Annotated in this window: 14 protein-coding genes; 2 read left to right on the top strand and 12 right to left on the bottom strand. The window is 64.6% G+C overall.

Features of this window, described 5'->3' with window-relative positions; translation table 11 throughout:
• Window positions 1-77: 77 nt before the first annotated feature.
• The 6 genes from QD172_RS11975 to QD172_RS11950 form a co-directional block, all read right to left on the bottom strand.
• Window positions 78-209, bottom strand: a complete 132-nt coding sequence (locus tag QD172_RS11975) for an entericidin A/B family lipoprotein (RefSeq protein ID WP_077378694.1) — start codon at window positions 207-209, stop codon at window positions 78-80.
• Between the two features lie 57 nt (window positions 210-266).
• Window positions 267-398 carry an entericidin A/B family lipoprotein gene (locus QD172_RS11970; protein ID WP_077378691.1) on the bottom strand — a complete coding sequence of 44 codons (132 nt, stop codon included), beginning with the start codon at window positions 396-398 and terminating at the stop codon, window positions 267-269.
• Window positions 399-463: 65 nt separating this feature from the next.
• On the bottom strand, window positions 464-1,459 hold the full coding sequence (locus tag QD172_RS11965) for a zinc-dependent alcohol dehydrogenase family protein (RefSeq protein WP_084209433.1): 996 nt from the start codon (window positions 1,457-1,459) through the stop codon (window positions 464-466).
• Between the two features lie 143 nt (window positions 1,460-1,602).
• Window positions 1,603-2,382 (bottom strand): TSUP family transporter, encoded by a 780-nt coding sequence (locus QD172_RS11960; protein ID WP_077378685.1) that lies wholly within the window; start codon window positions 2,380-2,382, stop codon window positions 1,603-1,605.
• 185 nt (window positions 2,383-2,567) lie between these two features.
• Window positions 2,568-4,640, bottom strand: a complete 2,073-nt coding sequence (locus QD172_RS11955; protein WP_205632796.1) for a TRAP transporter permease — start codon at window positions 4,638-4,640, stop codon at window positions 2,568-2,570.
• 381 nt (window positions 4,641-5,021) lie between these two features.
• Window positions 5,022-6,029 carry a TAXI family TRAP transporter solute-binding subunit gene (locus QD172_RS11950; protein ID WP_077378679.1) on the bottom strand — a complete coding sequence of 336 codons (1,008 nt, stop codon included), beginning with the start codon at window positions 6,027-6,029 and terminating at the stop codon, window positions 5,022-5,024.
• A 348-nt stretch (window positions 6,030-6,377) separates the two neighbouring features.
• Between QD172_RS11950 and QD172_RS11945 the strand changes: the two genes are divergently transcribed.
• Window positions 6,378-6,806 carry an HIT family protein gene (locus QD172_RS11945; RefSeq protein ID WP_077378676.1) on the top strand — a complete coding sequence of 143 codons (429 nt, stop codon included), beginning with the start codon at window positions 6,378-6,380 and terminating at the stop codon, window positions 6,804-6,806.
• 124 nt (window positions 6,807-6,930) lie between these two features.
• Here QD172_RS11945 and QD172_RS11940 read toward each other — a convergent pair whose 3' ends face one another.
• From QD172_RS11940 to QD172_RS11915, 6 genes are all read right to left on the bottom strand, one after another.
• The gene (locus tag QD172_RS11940) at window positions 6,931-8,187 is read right to left on the bottom strand and encodes a sodium:proton antiporter (protein ID WP_279855846.1); all 1,257 of its coding nucleotides are present in this window, start codon (window positions 8,185-8,187) and stop codon (window positions 6,931-6,933) included.
• Entirely contained in the window at window positions 8,184-8,933 is a 750-nt protein-coding gene (locus QD172_RS11935) for a DUF1007 family protein (protein ID WP_077378670.1), read from the bottom strand. The genes QD172_RS11940 and QD172_RS11935 overlap by 4 nt, the downstream gene beginning before the upstream one ends.
• A gap of 133 nt (window positions 8,934-9,066) precedes the next feature.
• The gene (locus QD172_RS11930; RefSeq protein WP_279855845.1) at window positions 9,067-10,497 is read right to left on the bottom strand and encodes a response regulator; all 1,431 of its coding nucleotides are present in this window, start codon (window positions 10,495-10,497) and stop codon (window positions 9,067-9,069) included.
• Window positions 10,490-12,490 (bottom strand): cache domain-containing protein, encoded by a 2,001-nt coding sequence (locus tag QD172_RS11925; protein ID WP_279855844.1) that lies wholly within the window; start codon window positions 12,488-12,490, stop codon window positions 10,490-10,492. The genes QD172_RS11930 and QD172_RS11925 overlap by 8 nt, the downstream gene beginning before the upstream one ends.
• Window positions 12,491-12,503: 13 nt before the next feature.
• A complete protein-coding gene (locus QD172_RS11920) occupies window positions 12,504-12,920 on the bottom strand; it encodes a glycerate kinase (protein ID WP_136939104.1) in 417 nt (138 codons plus the stop codon).
• The gene (locus tag QD172_RS11915) at window positions 12,920-13,546 is read right to left on the bottom strand and encodes a hypothetical protein (protein ID WP_136939105.1); all 627 of its coding nucleotides are present in this window, start codon (window positions 13,544-13,546) and stop codon (window positions 12,920-12,922) included. The genes QD172_RS11920 and QD172_RS11915 overlap by 1 nt, the downstream gene beginning before the upstream one ends.
• A gap of 401 nt (window positions 13,547-13,947) precedes the next feature.
• Here QD172_RS11915 and betT point away from each other — a divergent pair, with 401 nt between their 5' ends.
• Complete coding sequence (betT, locus tag QD172_RS11910; protein ID WP_077378655.1) at window positions 13,948-15,945, top strand: choline BCCT transporter BetT; 1,998 nt, start codon at window positions 13,948-13,950, stop codon at window positions 15,943-15,945.
• The last annotated feature ends 244 nt before the right edge of the window (window positions 15,946-16,189 follow it).

The raw sequence follows: 16,189 nt of genomic DNA, 5'->3' as shown, positions 1-16,189 counted from the left end.
CTTGGGCCACCCTGCGGGGTTTCAAGGGAGAAATTCATGTTTCGTTCATTGCCTGAATCCGCTGCCACCTCACTCGCTCAGCTGGCCGACTCCTCGATGGAGCCCCCCAGATGCTCAAGATCTTCCCCGAAGCCTTCCACGGTGTTGCAGCCTCCCAGCATCAGGCCGAACAGCAGAGCCGTACCGGTCATCATCATGAAGCGTCGCATGGGTATTCCTCTCTCAAGTGCCTGATCGCACGCAAGGTGTCGATCAGGCCGTCAGGCTCAGCTGGCTGCGTTGTCGATCTTGCCACCCAGGTGTTCAAGATCCTTGCCAAAGCCGGCCACCGTGTTGCAGCCCGTCAGGGCCACGCTGGCCACCAGCAAGGCGGCCATCATCAAGCGAGTCACTCGCATGTCATGCATTCCTGATCAATCGTCTCTGCCACTCTGACCTTCGTGACACTGGAAAGTGCCAATTCTCAGCGATTCACCAGCAGGATCTTGCCCAGTGCCTCGCCGGATTCGATCAATTCATGTGCCTTGGCGATATCTCGGAAGCTGAACTGATGCTCGTCCAGCAGCGGGCGAACCGCCCCGGCCTCCAGCATCTCGCTCAAGGCGTTGAGCAGCTCCGGCTGCTCATCCATGCCGATACCGGTCAGCAGCGGCACCGAGCGGAAGATGACATGCAGCGACAGGTTCTTGGCGTGCAGCTGGGTCAGGTCGTGGGTCGAGCGGGTGTTGATGGAGCACAGACGACCGGAGATCGCCGTGGCCTCGATGGAGCGATCCAGATTGTCACCACCGACGGTGTCGAAGACGAGATCGAAGCCACGCCCGGAGGTCAGGCGTGCCACATAGTCACTGACCGCTTCCTCGCGATAGTTGATGATCTCGTCGGCGCCCAGCTGACGCGCCAGATCGGCCTTGGCCTCGCTGGACACGGTGGTGGTGACATGTGCGCCGAGATACTTGGCGATCTGCACCGCGACATGACCGACCCCTCCGGTACCGGCGTGGATCAGCACGTGCTCGCCTTCCTTGATCTGACCGCGCGAGACCAGCGCCGTCCAGGCCGTCAGGAACACCAGTGGCAAGGCCGCGCATTCTTCCAGGGTCAGCGCCGCCAGACTCGGGCGTTTCACGATCACACGGGTATCAGCGATCATGTAATCCGCCAGTGCGCCCTGCCAGCCCTTCACGCCACCGGCGCAGCCCAGCACTTCATCGCCGACCGAGAAATCCGTCACGCCCTCGCCCACGGCGTCGATCACCCCCGCGACATCGCCATTGAGGATGGCCGGGAAGTCGGGGTGCGACTTGACCAGGCCACTGCGCAGCTTGGTCTCGATGGGATTGACGCTGGAGGCGGATACCTTGATGCGCACCTGACCTCGTGCCGGGGTCGGCGTGTCCAGCTCGCGCTCGACGAACACATCCGGGGCGCCGTATTGCTCGATGACCATGGCCTGCATGTGGGAAGACTCCTGAACAATGAGAAAGAAGCGACGCCCTGCCCGCACGGCGTCGTCATGAAAGTTGGGTGACACCGCGCCACGAAGGTGGCGCCATGTCGGCAATGACCCGAGCTTACTCCGTGTCATGCCTCAAATCAGCATCAGGTCAGCACCAGCTTGAGCACGATGAGGAAGATCACCGCCACCGTCAGCCACTTGACCCAACGCGCACCGGCAGGGCTCATGTTGACCCGCGCACCGAGGAAGGCGCCGCTCATGTTGCCGACCGCCAGTACCAGGCCATAGGCCCAGCGCACCTGACCATCGAACACGAAGACCGCCAGCGCCGGCAGGGTATACATCAACACGATGAAGACCTTGAAGACGTTGACCTGGGTCAGATCGATCTTGAGCAACCGGTAGAGCACCACGATGAACAGCACGCCGACGCCCACCTGAATGAAGCCACCATAGAGACCGATGCCGAACATCGCCAGCAGCACGATGGGAGTGATGCGTTCCGGGGTCAGCTCACGGGTGTCGATGCGCGGCGTCGGCAGCAGCATCATGATCGAGCACACCACCATCACCACGATCAGCACACCCTCGAAGGCCTCGGCACTGATCCGGGTCGCCAGCCAGGCCCCCAGCATCGCGCCCAGCACGGCAGGCACGGCCAGTCGCCAGGCCACCCCCATGTTGTGCGCCCCCGCCTTGAGGAAGGTGCTGGTGGCAGTCGCACTCTGCAACGCGATCGCCACGCGGTTGGTGGCATTGGCCTGCGCGGGGGGCAGGCCGAGAAACATCAACAAGGGCAGCGTCAGCATCGAACCACCCGCCGAGAGCACATTGATGAAGCCGGCCACGCCACCCAGCGCGATCAGCGCCACCACGCTGATCAGATCAAGGCCGCCTGCCAGCCCTGCCACATCACTTGTCATGCCGACATTCCTTGTCTTGCCGTAAAAGGGGGACACGCTGCCCGCACTTCGTCATTCAGAGCGCGCGATGCCCGACACACCCTCCTCGCAGGAACCTCGCGAAGGCAGGGATGCCGGGCATCGTGGATGATGCATTGCGTCACGTCATGCAGGATTCAGGCACGTCTGCCGGAACCTGCCGGAACTCAGGAAGCCAGGGCTTCCTGACGGCCACTCTGGCGCACGCTGTAGGTCAGCACGCCCAAGAAGATGGCCAGCCCGGCGATATCATAGGTCAGCTGACCATGCGGCCACAGCATCAGCGCTCCCAGCGGGAACATCGCCAGACGCAGCCACCAGGGCAGTTCGTGCTCCAGATAGCCTTCCATGCCCGCCACGATAGCGTAGATCCCGAACAGCGCGAACACGAAGACCGTCAGCATCTCACCGATGTCACCGGAGATCAGCGGACTCCAGGCGAACAGCAGCGGCACGATGTAGAGCCCCTTGGCGATCTTCCACGCCATCAGGCCTGTCTTCATCGGCGGTGTCTTGGCGATGGCGGCAGCCGCGAAGGCGGTCAGGCAGACCGGCGGCGTGACGTTGGAGTCCTGGGACAGCCAGAAGATGATCATGTGGGCACTCACCAGTGCCATGGTCAGCACGTGCGGCGACAGCGCCTGCTCATACAGCTGGCTCTGGAAGGTATCCGGCACCAGGGCCAGCAGTTCACGTGCGGCGTCCATGCTCATCGGCGCGCCCAGCAGGTCCAGCTTGTCAGGTGCCGCCAGCATGAAGATGGCCTTGGCCTGCTCCGGCAGGTTGCCCGCCGCCAGCAGATCCACCAGCTGGGAGTGCGCGATCAGGTTGTAGAGCGCCGGGGCGGATAGCGTGCCCAGCACGATATAGGACGCCGTCACCGGCAGCCCCATGCCCAGGATCAAGGACGCCAGCGCGACCAGGATGATGGTGATCAGCAGGCTGCCACCCGCCCAGTCGGTGATCATCAGCGAGAAGGTGTTGCCGATCCCCGTGGTGGAGACGACATTGACGATCAGCCCGACGGTGATCAGCAGAATCGCCGTGGTGGTCATGTTGCGCACCCCGGCCAGCATCGCCTCGATGATGTCGCCGAGCTTCATCGGGTTCTTCGACAGCCACGAGGCCGCGATGACGGACAGGATCGCGATGCCGGCGGCGTAGGTCGGCGTGAAGCCGTAGATCAGTGCACCGACCAGCACGAACAGCGGTGCCAGATAGTGCCAGCCATCCTTGAGCACGTCCTTGAGGCGCGGGCCCTGCGGGTCATCCAGCGCCGTGGCGTCGGAGCGCTTGGCCTCGATGCGCACGAACATGGCGACAGACAGGAAGTAGAGCAGCGCCGGCAAGGCGGCCACGCCGACGATGGTCAGGTACGGCACCTGGGTATAGGACGCCATGATGAAGGCGCCCGCGCCCATCACCGGCGGCATCAGCTGGCCACCGGTGGAGGCGGCGGCCTCCACGCCTGCCGCGAAGCGCGCCGGGAAGCCGGCACGCCGCATCAGCGGGATCGTGATCACGCCGGTGGAGACGGTGTTGGCGACACTGGAGCCGGAGACCGAGCCCATCAGGCCGGAGGCGAACACGGCCACGAAGCCCGGCCCACCCTTGAAGCGACCCGCCGCGCAGCGCGCCAGATCGATGATGAAGTCACCCGCGCCGGACTTGACCAGGAAGGCGCCGAACAGGATGAACATGAACACGTAGGACCAGGAAATGCGCGCGATGGAGCCCAGCATCCCTTCGCCGCCGATGAAGCTTCTGAACAGCACCGTCTCCCAGGTCAGGCCCGGGAAGTTGAACACGCCACCGACATACTTGCCCCACCAGGCCACATAGGTCAGCGCGATCAGACACAGCACCGGGATGAACCAGCCGGTGGTGCGCCGCGCGAACTCGAGAATCAGCCCCACCGCGACGATGGAGACCACCCAGTCCGCGGGGGAGAACACGACCCCACGATCATAGAGCGCATCCTCGAAGCCGATCAGATAGAGACCGCAACCCAGTGCCGCCAGCCCCAGCATGACATCCACACCCAGCACCCAGCGCTTGGCACCATCACTGGACGGCGTCAGCATCGGGATGGTCAGCGCGCACAGCAGGCCGAACAGCCCGAAGTGCAACGCGCTCACCCACAGCTCCGACAGGGTCGAGATGGTGTTGAAGTACAGATGCGCCAGACAGATGACGATGGAAATCACGAACACGGCCCGCCCTAGCCAGGGCAGTTCCATGCGCCATGGCGCGGCTTCGACGGATTCATCGCGCACACCGGACAGGTCCGGCGCATCCGGCACGGCTTCAGTGGGACGAGAGGGCTCTGGCGAGCGGGAATCATGCATGGCGGTGCCTCAAGACGGGATCAGACAGCGATGGCGCGGCGGCGACGTGTGGCGTCAACCTGCGCCCGGGCTTGCGAGGAAATGCGGACTTGCTTCATCAATGACGTCGGTGACATCAGTGATGCATGGGCAGGCTTTGGCCTGGCAGAGGCTGGCTTGCGAAACGAAGGCGCAGCATGACGCCGGACCGGCACTGTCTTGTTGGACTGCACAGCCCTCACCGCGGCCATGGGCGCGCGATGAGGGCAGCGATGGAGCGGACTCAGGGGTGGGTCAGTCGGCGATCAGACGCTCAGGGATCTCGATGCCCTGCTCCTTGAAGTAACGCACGGCACCCGGGTGCAGCGGCAGCGGCAGACCAGCGATGGCCTTGTCGAGTGCCATGGCCTTGGTGGCCGGGTGGATGTTGTTCAAGAACGGCAGGTTCTCGTACATGGTCTTGGTGATCTGGTAGACGTCTTCTTCGGAGACGTCATCACGTACCACGAGGATGTTCGGCTGGGCGATGGTGTTGATCGCCTTGTCCTGGCCCGGATAGGTGCCAGCGGCGATTTCATACGGTGTCCACAGCTCGAACTGGGAATTGACCTTGGCCAGCTGCTCTTCGGTGAAGTCCAGCGTGGTGATCTCGTCACCGAGGTTGGCGTAGGCACGCGTCACGGCGGAAGCCGGTGCGCCTGCCGGAATGTTCATGCCGTCGATGTTGCCGTTCTGCATCGCGTCGGCACTCGGGCCATAGCCCATGTAGGCCAGATTCATCTTGTCGGCATCGATGCCCAGCTGCTCGAGAATGAAGCGACCCGAGCCCTCGGTGCCGGAGTTCTTCTTGCCGATGGAGAAGCTCTTGCCATAGAAGTTGGTCATGTCCTCGATGGTGCCGGTCTTGACCTCATCGTTGCGTGCCACGAAGTGCTCGACGTTCTGCCACAGCATCGAGATGCTGCGCAGGTCCTTGTGCGCCTTGTTGACCGGCGGAGTGCCATTCCATGCCCAGGCGCCATAGAGGCCCTGGATGATGCCGAACTGGGCCTGGTTCTCTTCCATCAGCTTGAGGTTCTCGCCGGAGCCGGCGGAGGAGATCGCGGACACCGAGATGCCGGCGGTCGGCTCGAGCTTGACCTTGATCAGCGTGGAAAGCGCCACGCCGACGGGATAGAAAGTACCGCCGGTGGTCGCGGTACCCATGATGTACTTGCCTTCCGCCTGGGCTGCGGCACTGAGGCCCAGAGAGGCAGCGATGGCGAGACCGAGGCCGGCCTTGAGGAACTGGCGCTTTTGCATGGAATGACTCCTTGGCGGGCCTGCCGGAACGCAGGCGAACCCTTATTGTTGGAATAGGCGAGACGTGGCGATAGCGGACGGGACAGCGAAGGTCAGGTCGTACTGCCCAGCCTTGAGTGAAGACTAGCAAGTGTCGAGCAGGGGCGGTATTTGGCGATGGGGGCATTGCGCCAACGGCCGGCCGGCATGGCGCAAACCGAAAAGTGGCAGGATTCTGCCGATCTGGTCACACTGGAGACATTCAGACACCTGGCCTGGGGACACCCGTGACGGCCCCGCCGGCAGACGGACCGGCAGACCAGCCGAGGCCATTCGGGCGCGCCAGCCCCGCGACGACGAGGAACGACAATGAATGATTTCACCCTGCACCCGCAGCTGGAGGCAGACACTCACTTCGTGGCCGACCTGGCATTGTGCAGCGTGCGCCTCATGAACGATGCGCGCTATCCCTGGTTGATGCTGGTGCCACGCCGTGCGGACATTCGCGAAGTCTATGAGCTGGACAGCCATTCCCAGCACCAGCTGTGGCACGAGACCACCCTGCTCGGCGAGCTGTTGATGCAGCTCAGTGACGGCGAAAAGCTCAATATCGGCACCCTGGGCAATGTCGTGTCACAGCTGCATGTACACGTGATCGCCCGCAGCAGCGATGATGCCACCTGGCCCGGGCCGGTCTGGGGAGTGGGACGCCCGAAGGCCTATGACAATGAAGCGCTCACCACGCTGATTGACACGCTACGCATGAAGATCGCCGAGCTGCCGACCTATTCCTTCTAGCGCCCTGTTCAGGCGCCAACGACAACGGGGCCCAGCGGGCCCCGTTGTCGTGATGGGAAGGAAAGCCAGTCAGCATGACATCAGTCGGACGCCGAGTGCCGGACGCTGGATCGCCAAGCACCTGTCATGTGCCTGCTTCTAGTGTCTCGACGGCGGGGCGCGGAGCCACCAGAGACGCGGCGGGAGCGGCACGCAACGGGGACGGCGCGCCCTGTGCCGCGCGCCCGAACGGCGAGGCACCGCGTCCGGTGGGGGATTCCAGCGCATTGAGACTGCTGGCGACCAGCAAGGCCCCGAACACGCTGATGACGATCCCGCCGAGCAGCCCGATCACCGCGGCCCATGGCCACTGACGAAGCACTCCGCCCGCTTCGCGCTTGCCGGTCAGGCGCGCCGTGCCCGCCGCCAGACGCCCGCTGGCCTTCATCAGCAGCGTGGCCATCGCCACGCTGCCCACCGTCAGCGCGGTGCCCAGTGACATCGCCAGCACCGCCAGTACCCCGCTGCCGACCAGATTCAGCGCCAGCGCGGCCAGCAATACCAGAATCGCGCCGGAACACGGCCGCAAGCCGATCGCCAGCACCGCCATGCCCATGGTGCGCCAGTCGCCGCTAGCCTGCTCCGCCGTCACGCCATGCGCATGGCCGCAACCGCAGTCATGCCCGTGTGAATGATCGTGGCCGTGAGAGTGGTCGCGACCATGCGACGGCTCGAACGCCAGCTCCTGCATCGCTGGCGCTTCCTGTGTCGTCACGCTCTCTTCCATGCCAGTGGTGGCGGGTGCCCTGAGTGCCCGCCACAACGCACGCGCGGCACGCCACAGCAGCAGCAGGCCCAACGCCAGTACGCCGACATGGCTGAGCAGAGTGACCTTCTCGACCTGCCCGAGCACCTCACGCCCGGCCCAGTCCAGCAGTCCCGCCCCGAGGCCGACCAGCACCAGCGCACTCACGCCCTGCAGCAAGGCCGCCAGCAGCGAGAGCCATAGCGCACGTCGCCGCGCGATGGGCTGGCTGGCCAGCAGCGTACTGATCACCACCTTGCCATGGCCGGGGCCCGCCGCATGCAGCACTCCGTAAGTGAAGGACAGCCCGATCAGCGCCCAGGGGGTGCCGGGGTGCGCGGCAAGCTCGCTCATGGCGCGCCCGAGCGAGCGCTGAAAACGCGACTGTTCAGCGAAGATCCAGCCCAGCGCCTCACCCCAGGCCTGTACCAGGCTCGGCCACAGGGCCATGCCCAGCACGATCAGTCCGAATCCGAGGGCCAGCCACCCGGCCAGGCGTCGCCCTCGCGAAGAGGCCGGCTTGAGCAGGCCATCACGCATGCCCTTGAGGCTTTTGACATCCCCAAGCCCGGTGGTGTCCTTGTGCACATCGCTCATCGAGACGCCTCACAATGGACACTGCCGACATCGGCGAAATACTGGCCAAGATCCATCGGCGCGGTGGCATTGATATCCAGCATCGAGGCCTCGGCGACCTTCTGGGGATCCGGGTCTGCCTTGGCGATCTTCGCCGTACAGTCCATCGGCACCTGCTGCGAGGACAACCCCTTGATCACCAGCCCTTCCTGGACGGCAATCGCGTCCGGGTCATGCAGGATCTCGATGTAATAGGTGGGATCATAGATGCGATAACTGAGCGTATGGCCGGCCATCGGCACGGGTTCGGCCAGAGGCAGTTCCATCTGGAAGGCGACGCGCTCCCCCTTGAGCCAGGTGGTCTGGCGTGTCGCCTCTCCCAGCGCCACCGGCGCTCCGTCACGCTGAACATGGGTGTAATAATCGAACTGGGAAAGATTGGCGAGGATCTCGCTGCCCAGCGCATCCAGGCGCTGCTCCATGCTGGTATCGTCCTGCAGGGCGGCCAGCTCCTGCCGCAGCGTCAGGCTATAGAAGGGGTCCAGCAACCAGTACTGACGCAATGCCACCGCCCGCCCCTGATCATCCAGGCGCAGGGTCACGCGCAGATCCACCCAGCCATGCGGATGGGCAAGCGCCGGTTGACTGACCATCAACGACGCGATGGCCAACATGCCGACCCACGCCCCCGTCAGCAAGCGCAGGCAACGACGCCAGGCGCGCGGAAACGATCGCGCATCATCGCGATGATCAACAGCAAGGGGCATGCAGACACTCCGGAAAGGCGGATACGAAGAAAAGCGAATGCCAGGCGTGGCACATCGTCGTTACCTTATAACATTCGGGGGCACGAACCACCCCTTCGACGCCAGACCGACAATTTGATTCCCGAGCAGGCGCTCATTCCGATGCCCCGTCCGCACCATGACGAAAGTCATCACGCCGCAGTCCGTACTTGTGCATCTTGAGGTTGAGCGTCCGGCGCGGAAGGGCCAGTTCCTCCAGCACCTGGGCAATGTTGCCTCGGGCACGTGTCAGGGCCGCTCGAATCAGCGTCGCCTCGAACAACGCCACCTGCGCGGCAAGCCCGTCCGGGTCCTCCTCTCCCGCTTCCTGCCCGGTCGCCGGCGGCTCCTGCCCCTGTTCACCCAGCACGGTCCGCTGGCTGGCCAGCTGACGCAGCTGGGCAAGATTTCCGGGCCAGTCGGCCGCCATGAGGGTCGTCAGCTCGCCCCGGACGAAGGGCAGTTCAGGAACCTGATGAACCTCGGCGGCCTGGCGGCTGAAATGCGCCATCAACAACGGGATATCCTCGCGCCGCTCACGCAGTGACGGCGTGACCAGCTCGATCTCCGCCAGCGCATGCCCCCGCGTCAGCCCCAGCGTGCCGGAGGCCACCAAGGCCTGGACGCTGCACTCGGCGCTGAAGACCACCCGCGGCGCGCGACGTCCGCCCTCGGGCTGAGCGTTCAGCCAGGCATCCAGCCACTGCCACTGCTCACGGCTCAGGACGTCGACGTCATGCAGCAACAGGGTATTCATCTCGGGAGCGGCCTGAAGAGCCTCATCAATCGCCTCGGACAATGCCGCGCCGCTCGACGCCTTGGTGCTCGACGCCATACCGACCAGGGCACGACATTCGACCTTCGCCAGCAACGCGGAGGCCGGCGATGTGCCGACGCGCTGGGCCTCTCCCTCCGCCGGCGCATGCTCGGCGAGTGCCAGCGCCGTGGTGGTCCGCCCGCTGCCCGACTCCCCCGTGATCCAGACGCGTGCCGGATGCCCCTTGAGCTCCAGTATCTGCTCGCGCAACTGACGTATCTTCGCGCTTTCACCACGTAGCAGACCGGCAAGCCCCCGCACGCTCAGGCGACGACGCAGCCGCTGGTTCTCATCGTTCAGCCGCCGGCCTGCCAGCGCCTGACGCAGCTTGAGCTCGAGCGCTTCCGGGTCAAAGGGCTTCTCGATGAAATCGCGCGCTCCGCCCTGCATGGCCGAGACCGCAGTGGCCACATCGCCATGCCCTGTCATCATCAGCACCGGCAGCTCCGGCGCCTCGAGCGTGAGCCGTGACAGCAGCGTCAGTCCATCCATGCCCGGCATGCGAATGTCACTGATCACCACACTGACCGGCTCGCCGGCGGCCAGCGCTTCCAGCAAGGCCTCGGCCCTCGGGAAGCATCGCAGGTTGAGGTCCGCAAGTTCCAGCCACTGAGACAGCGATTCCCGCACGGCCGGGTCGTCGTCCACCAGCCAGATGGGCGCCTCGCGGGTCAGCTCATGATCCTGAGTCAGGCGCTCATCGCCCGTCTCGAAGGCAGCATCACTCATGGTCAGGTGCCTCCGGGGTCAGTCGAGTGGGTGTCGGGCTGCCCGCGTCATCAGGGGGCGTGCACAGCCACAGTTCGAAGTTGGCACCGCCCAGCGCACCCGGCGGGGCATCGTCCGAAAGCCGCAGGACACCGCCCAGGTCACGTGCCATGCCATAGCTCAGAAAGAGCCCCATGCCCATGCCGTCACCCACTTCGCGGGTGGTGGTGAAGGGGTCGAACAGGGTGGCCCGCAATGCCGGGTCGATCCCGGGGCCATTGTCCTCGATGCGCAGGCAACCGCCGGGCCGCCCCTCGAGCCAGGCAACCTCAGGCCAGGCCTGCCAGCTCAGCCGGATACGGGCGCGCCCGCCCAGGGTGCCATCGCGCTGCTGACCCTCCAGCGCATCCACGGCATTGCGGATCAGGTTGGTGAGCAGCTGCTCGAGGCGCGCCTGCTCTCCCATCACCCGCACCTCTGGCATCAGTCCCTGCCGCTCGATCACGAGCCCCAGAAGCTCGCACCGCTCATCAAGCAGTTCCAGGGCGTACTCGATGCGAGGCACCAGTGCCAGCGGCGCTGGCGGCTGCTGACTGGCCGGCCGCACGAACACCCGCAACTGGCGGATCATGTCGCCCAGACGCTCGGCCAGTTCCGCGATACGCGTGAAATTGCCGCTCGCCGCTTCGGCGGCACGTGGCAGCAGCTCCGGGCGGGTCGTCGCCTGAGACACGCCACGCGTCAGCAACTTCCCGCCACTGGCGGCATAGGTGCGAATGCCGACCAGCGGCTGATTGAGTTCATGGGCAATGCCGGCAGCCATGGTGCCCAACGCCGCCAGCTTGCCCGCCTGCACCAGCTCGTCACGGGTGGCCTCAAGCTCGCGGGAGCGCTCGGCGACACGCTCCTCGAGACGCTCGTTGATCTCACGCATGACCACCGCCTCACGCCGGATGAGCCGCAGGCGCGCCTGACGCTCGCGCATCCACAGCGCCAGCATGCCCAGCCCCAGCAGTACCGCCAGCCCGGCCAGCATGGTGTTGCGCGCCTGTATATAGAGAGGCCGCAGCGGCATCAGAAAGTGCAGCTGCCAGGCCAGCGGACCACTGAACAGCGACTCATCCAGATAGCGCTGGCCGACGGAAGTCGAGGAGCGGGAAGACGCCTCACCCGCCCCCAGCACCAGACTGCCGTCTTCCAGCGAGCGCGCTAGCGGGGAGAGCGGCGCCCCACGAAATTGCTGCTGCGCCCGGATGTCGTCGAGAGCGGCGGGCGCGAGGGGTTCGAGAGTGCGGTATTTCCAGCTCCGCCGTGAGGCCAGCAGCACGACACGATTGGCATCGGCCAGCAGTACCGTTTCGCCGGCCTGGCGCCAGGTATCCTCCAGCGCCTCCAGCGAGACCTTGACCACCAGCACGCCCAGCGGCTGGCCGCCCGCCCCCGCCACGGGCGCGGACACGAAGTAGCCGGGGCGCCCCGTGGTATTGCCCACCGCAAAGAATTCCCCGCGCCCGCCCGCCATCGCATCCAGGAAATAGGGCCGGTAGGCGTAGCGATGGCCCACGAAGCTGTCAGATTCATCGAAGTTGCTCGCGGCCAGCGTCACGCCGGAGGCATCCGTCAGGAAGATCGCGGCGGCGCCGGATTCCCGGGCCACACGCTGCAGGTGCCAGTCGAGACGATTGCCGGACTCGGCGACATCGGCCGTGTCATCGAAGGCGGCACGCACGCGCGGTTGTCGCGCCAGCATGGCGGGCAGCCACTGAAAGCGCGACAACTCCGCATTGAGGGTGCTGGCATAGAAGTGCAGCCGAGTGGCCGCATGCTGGCGTGCCTCACGCTCGCTGCGGGCGAACTCCCACTGCCAGAGCGCGAACAGCACCAGTACGCCGGCCAACAGGCTGGCGCCCAGTGCCAGCCAGGCCAGGCGCCGTCGTCGGTGCAGACTCAATCCCTCCGGGCGCAAGCGATCGGAAGATGCCCGACCACGCCCCGGGGCATGGCGCGATGTCATGGGGTGCTGGCGATCATGGCGTGCCGATCACCGGCACGGTACGTGCGTTCAGCGCCACTGCCACGTCCACCAGCAGGTTGTCGAGACGCCCCGGCGCGATCTCGGCGCCATTGCTGTCACCCGTCACGCTCAGACGAATCTGGCCGTTCACCTCACTCACCCAGGCGTCGAGGGTCAGCGGTGGTCTGGCGGCGTAGCTGGCATCCAGCCGCTCGAGATCCGGGTCTGCCCGCTCGATGATGAAGCCGCGCTCCGCAAGCGTGGTCATCAGCGTGACGAAGACCTGCCGGGAGGTCAGCGTGCCGCTGTCGGGCGCGATCACCGCGGTACGGGAGTCCGGGGCATGGGTCGGCTGTGTCATGCAGCCGCCCAGCGACAGCAGGGCGAGACAGGCCACCAGACGCAGGCAGCGAGAAAGGGAAGGATTCATCAGCGCACCTCTCGAGGGTCACGGCCCGCCAGCGCGGCTTCCAGCTGACGTTCGATCTGTTGACAGCTCTCGCTGAGATTCTGTGGTCGGGCATCGATGACATACCCGCCCTGGTTGATGACCTGCTCATCACGGATCACGCGCACTCGCTCGTCCGGTGCCACCAGCGAGATGCGCTCGAAGCTGATCGGGTCGTCCCGATAGACGTCATTGCCCACCCCGACACCGATGCCACGCCCGGCGGCCACGCCGTAGCCCACCGAGAACCCGATGCGAGAGCCGAAGGGCCCCTCGATGGCCCCGAGTCCCGGTTGGTCGACCTTGCGCTCCCCGGTCACCAGGCCCAGCGACAGCTCACTTTCGCGCACCTTGTAGCCACGGGCCTCCACGACCTCGGCGGCGGCGCGCAGCCACTGATCGGCATCGCCCTGACGCGGGAAAATGCAGGCCGCAGGCAGCGCTTCGCTGTCATGGGCAGATAGCGGGTCCTGACTCGTCAGCGTGGAACAGCCGCTCAACAGCAGCAGGCCCGAGATGAGCAGCCCCGTGCGAGACACCGCTCCGGCCTGCGGCGTTCGAGCACTTGCCTCGGTCCGAGAGGGAGCTAAGGGAAGTCGAGAGAACATGCGAACGTCTCCGGTCAGCCATCTGACTTGGCGATCCATCACGATTTTCATCCGCGAGATGGCGCAAAGCCACTAGACTGACACTTAAGCCTTGTAGGATTTGTGCATAACTATAGTATCAAGCAGTAAAGGGGCCTGAATGCAGACGGTCTCATCTTAGCTCGCCACCACGCCAACGCCTACCTCATGCATGTTCCCGGGCGACGGCCAGTACCGGCTGGCACGACGCCTGACCCGCGATGCGCCAAGGCATCAGCGTGCCGTAGCGCTTTCGTCCCCATCGCATTTCCATGGCCTCATCATCGGTTACACATGGAAACGATATGGCGCGGACAACTCACGACGCCACAGGTTCAATAAGTTACCATTATCGTCGAACAGGCAATCAGGGAGAGAAATTTATGTCAGAAAATGCCGACCAACCTACGGTCGCGAAGATCAATCCGCCAGTCTTCTTCGGCTCCGCCGTGGTGATACTGGCGTTCGTGATCTTCACCGTATCCATGCCCGAGACGGCGAACGTGGTCTTCGGCCACGTCCAGACCTGGATCATCGATACCGTCGGCTGGTTCTACCTGCTGGCCATGGGGCTGTTCGTGGTCTTCACGCTGGGGCTCGCCTTCTCGAAATCCGGTGACATCAAGCTGGGGCCGGACCACTCCGAGCCGGACTTCAGCTACGGCTCCTGGTTCGCGATGCTGTTTTCCGCGGGCATGGGTATCGGCCTGATGTTCTATGGTGTCGCCGAGCCGGTCTTCCACTTCACCGCACCGCCCGTGGGCGATGCCGGTACCGTGGAAGCCGCTCGCGAGGCCATGAAGACCACCTTCTTCCATTGGGGCATCCACGCCTGGGGCGTCTATGCCGTCGTAGCACTGGCGCTGGCCTACTTCAGCTTCCGCCACAACCTGCCGCTGCGCATCAGCTCCGCGCTGTACCCGCTGATCGGCAAGCGCATCCACGGCCCGATCGGTCATGCCGTCGACATCTTCGCCGTCTTCGGCACCATGTTCGGGGTGGCCACCTCGCTGGGTCTGGGGGTGCTGCAGGTCAGCTCCGGTCTGCATTATCTGTTCGATATCGACAACAGCCTGACCACCCAGGTCATCCTGATCGCCATCATCACCGGCCTGGCGACCATCTCCGTGGTCATGGGGCTGGACGGCGGCATCCGTCGTCTCTCCGAGCTGAACCTCGGTCTTGCGCTGGCATTGATGCTGTTCGTGCTGTGCGTTGGCCCGACCATCTTCCTGCTGCAGACCCTGATCCAGAACATCGGTGGCTACCTCAGCGAAGTGGTCGACAAGACCTTCAACATGTTCGCCTACATCCCGGAAGACGGCCCGTCCGAGTGGCTGGGTGGCTGGACCCTGTTCTACTGGGGCTGGTGGATCGCGTGGTCCCCGTTCGTCGGCATGTTCATCGCACGCGTCTCGCGTGGTCGTACCATCCGTGAATTCGTCTATGGCGTGCTGTTCGTGCCGATGGGCTTCACCTTCATGTGGCTGACCTTCTTCGGCGACAGTGCACTGCACCTGTTGATGACCGACGCCGCTGGCAATCTGGCCGAAGCCGTCTCCGCGGATGCCTCCGTGGCACTGTTCAAGTTCCTGGAACTGTTCCCGTTCGGTAGCGTGACCTCCCTGCTGGCCACGGTGCTGGTGGTGACCTTCTTCGTCACCTCCTCCGACTCCGGCTCATTGGTCATCGACATGCTGACCTCGAAGGAAGGCGATGAATCTCCGGTCTGGCAGCGCATCTTCTGGGCCGTGTCCGAAGGTTTCGTGGCCGTGGCGCTGCTGATGGCCGGGGGTCTCGGCGCACTGCAGACCGCCTCGCTGGCCTCTGCTCTGCCCTTCGCCATCATCCTGATGTTCGTCTGCTACGGCCTGCTCAAGGCGCTGCGTCTTGAAGGCGTCAAGCAGCGCTCCATGCAGCATCTCAGCAACACGCCGGGGCATACCGCCGGTGGTGCACGCAGCTGGCAGAAGCGCGTCCAGACCCTGGTCGAGACGCCGCAGCAGAAGAATGTCGAGCAGTATCTGTCGGATGTCGTGACGCCGGCGCTGTCGGATGTCGCCAAGGAGTTCGAGGCGCAGGGGCTGGATGTGCGCGTCAACGACGAAGATGACCGCAGCTATCTGCAGGTCAGCCATGGCGACGAGATCGACTTCATCTATGGCGTACGTGTCCGCGAGTATGCAGCACCGGCCTTCGCGCTGCGCAACGTCAAGCGCAAGGGCACCAGTGACGTGGAGCGCCAGTACCGGGCCGAGGTCTTCCTGCGCGAAGGCGGCCAGACCTATGACCTGATGGGCTACACCAAGGAGCAGGTCATCGGTGATGTACTGGATCAGTACGAGAAGCACATGCACTTCCTGCACATGGCGCGCAACTGACGCCTGAGCGTTGCTGAAGTGATGACAGCTGCTGGTCTGGCTGTCGCAAAGGCCCCGCCCCGTGCGGGGCCTTTGCGTTTCTCACGGTCATGCCCCGGCAATGAACCGCGTGCTACCTTGCCGTGCCACCTTGAAAAGCGTCATCCTGAGCCGCATGTACCAGAAAGACGCTTGATCACGGATTCATCGTGAGGCACTGGATGGCTCAGTCATCCGATCATTCGCACCGGAACACGTCATAGCA

The sequence above is a fragment of the Cobetia sp. 10Alg 146 genome, from assembly GCF_029846385.1.
Lineage (GTDB): Bacteria > Pseudomonadota > Gammaproteobacteria > Pseudomonadales > Halomonadaceae > Cobetia > Cobetia marina.
The sequence above is the reverse complement of the archived record's forward strand: the minus strand, read 5'-3'. Positions and strand labels throughout refer to the sequence as shown.

Bases quoted from the DNA above. Each gene is read 5' to 3' on its own strand.
- QD172_RS11975 (WP_077378694.1), bottom strand. From the start codon at position 209: ATGCGACGCTTCATGATGATGACCGGTACGGCTCTGCTGTTCGGCCTG.
- QD172_RS11970 (WP_077378691.1), bottom strand. From the start codon at position 398: ATGCGAGTGACTCGCTTGATGATGGCCGCCTTGCTGGTGGCCAGCGTG.
- QD172_RS11965 (WP_084209433.1), bottom strand. From the start codon at position 1,459: ATGCAGGCCATGGTCATCGAGCAATACGGCGCCCCGGATGTGTTCGTC.
- QD172_RS11960 (WP_077378685.1), bottom strand. From the start codon at position 2,382: ATGACAAGTGATGTGGCAGGGCTGGCAGGCGGCCTTGATCTGATCAGC.
- QD172_RS11955 (WP_205632796.1), bottom strand. From the start codon at position 4,640: ATGGAACTGCCCTGGCTAGGGCGGGCCGTGTTCGTGATTTCCATCGTC.
- QD172_RS11950 (WP_077378679.1), bottom strand. From the start codon at position 6,029: ATGCAAAAGCGCCAGTTCCTCAAGGCCGGCCTCGGTCTCGCCATCGCT.
- QD172_RS11945 (WP_077378676.1), top strand. From the start codon at position 6,378: ATGAATGATTTCACCCTGCACCCGCAGCTGGAGGCAGACACTCACTTC.
- QD172_RS11940 (WP_279855846.1), bottom strand. From the start codon at position 8,187: ATGAGCGATGTGCACAAGGACACCACCGGGCTTGGGGATGTCAAAAGC.
- QD172_RS11935 (WP_077378670.1), bottom strand. From the start codon at position 8,933: ATGCCCCTTGCTGTTGATCATCGCGATGATGCGCGATCGTTTCCGCGC.
- QD172_RS11930 (WP_279855845.1), bottom strand. From the start codon at position 10,497: ATGAGTGATGCTGCCTTCGAGACGGGCGATGAGCGCCTGACTCAGGAT.
- QD172_RS11925 (WP_279855844.1), bottom strand. From the start codon at position 12,490: ATGACATCGCGCCATGCCCCGGGGCGTGGTCGGGCATCTTCCGATCGC.
- QD172_RS11920 (WP_136939104.1), bottom strand. From the start codon at position 12,920: ATGAATCCTTCCCTTTCTCGCTGCCTGCGTCTGGTGGCCTGTCTCGCC.
- QD172_RS11915 (WP_136939105.1), bottom strand. From the start codon at position 13,546: ATGTTCTCTCGACTTCCCTTAGCTCCCTCTCGGACCGAGGCAAGTGCT.
- betT (WP_077378655.1), top strand. From the start codon at position 13,948: ATGTCAGAAAATGCCGACCAACCTACGGTCGCGAAGATCAATCCGCCA.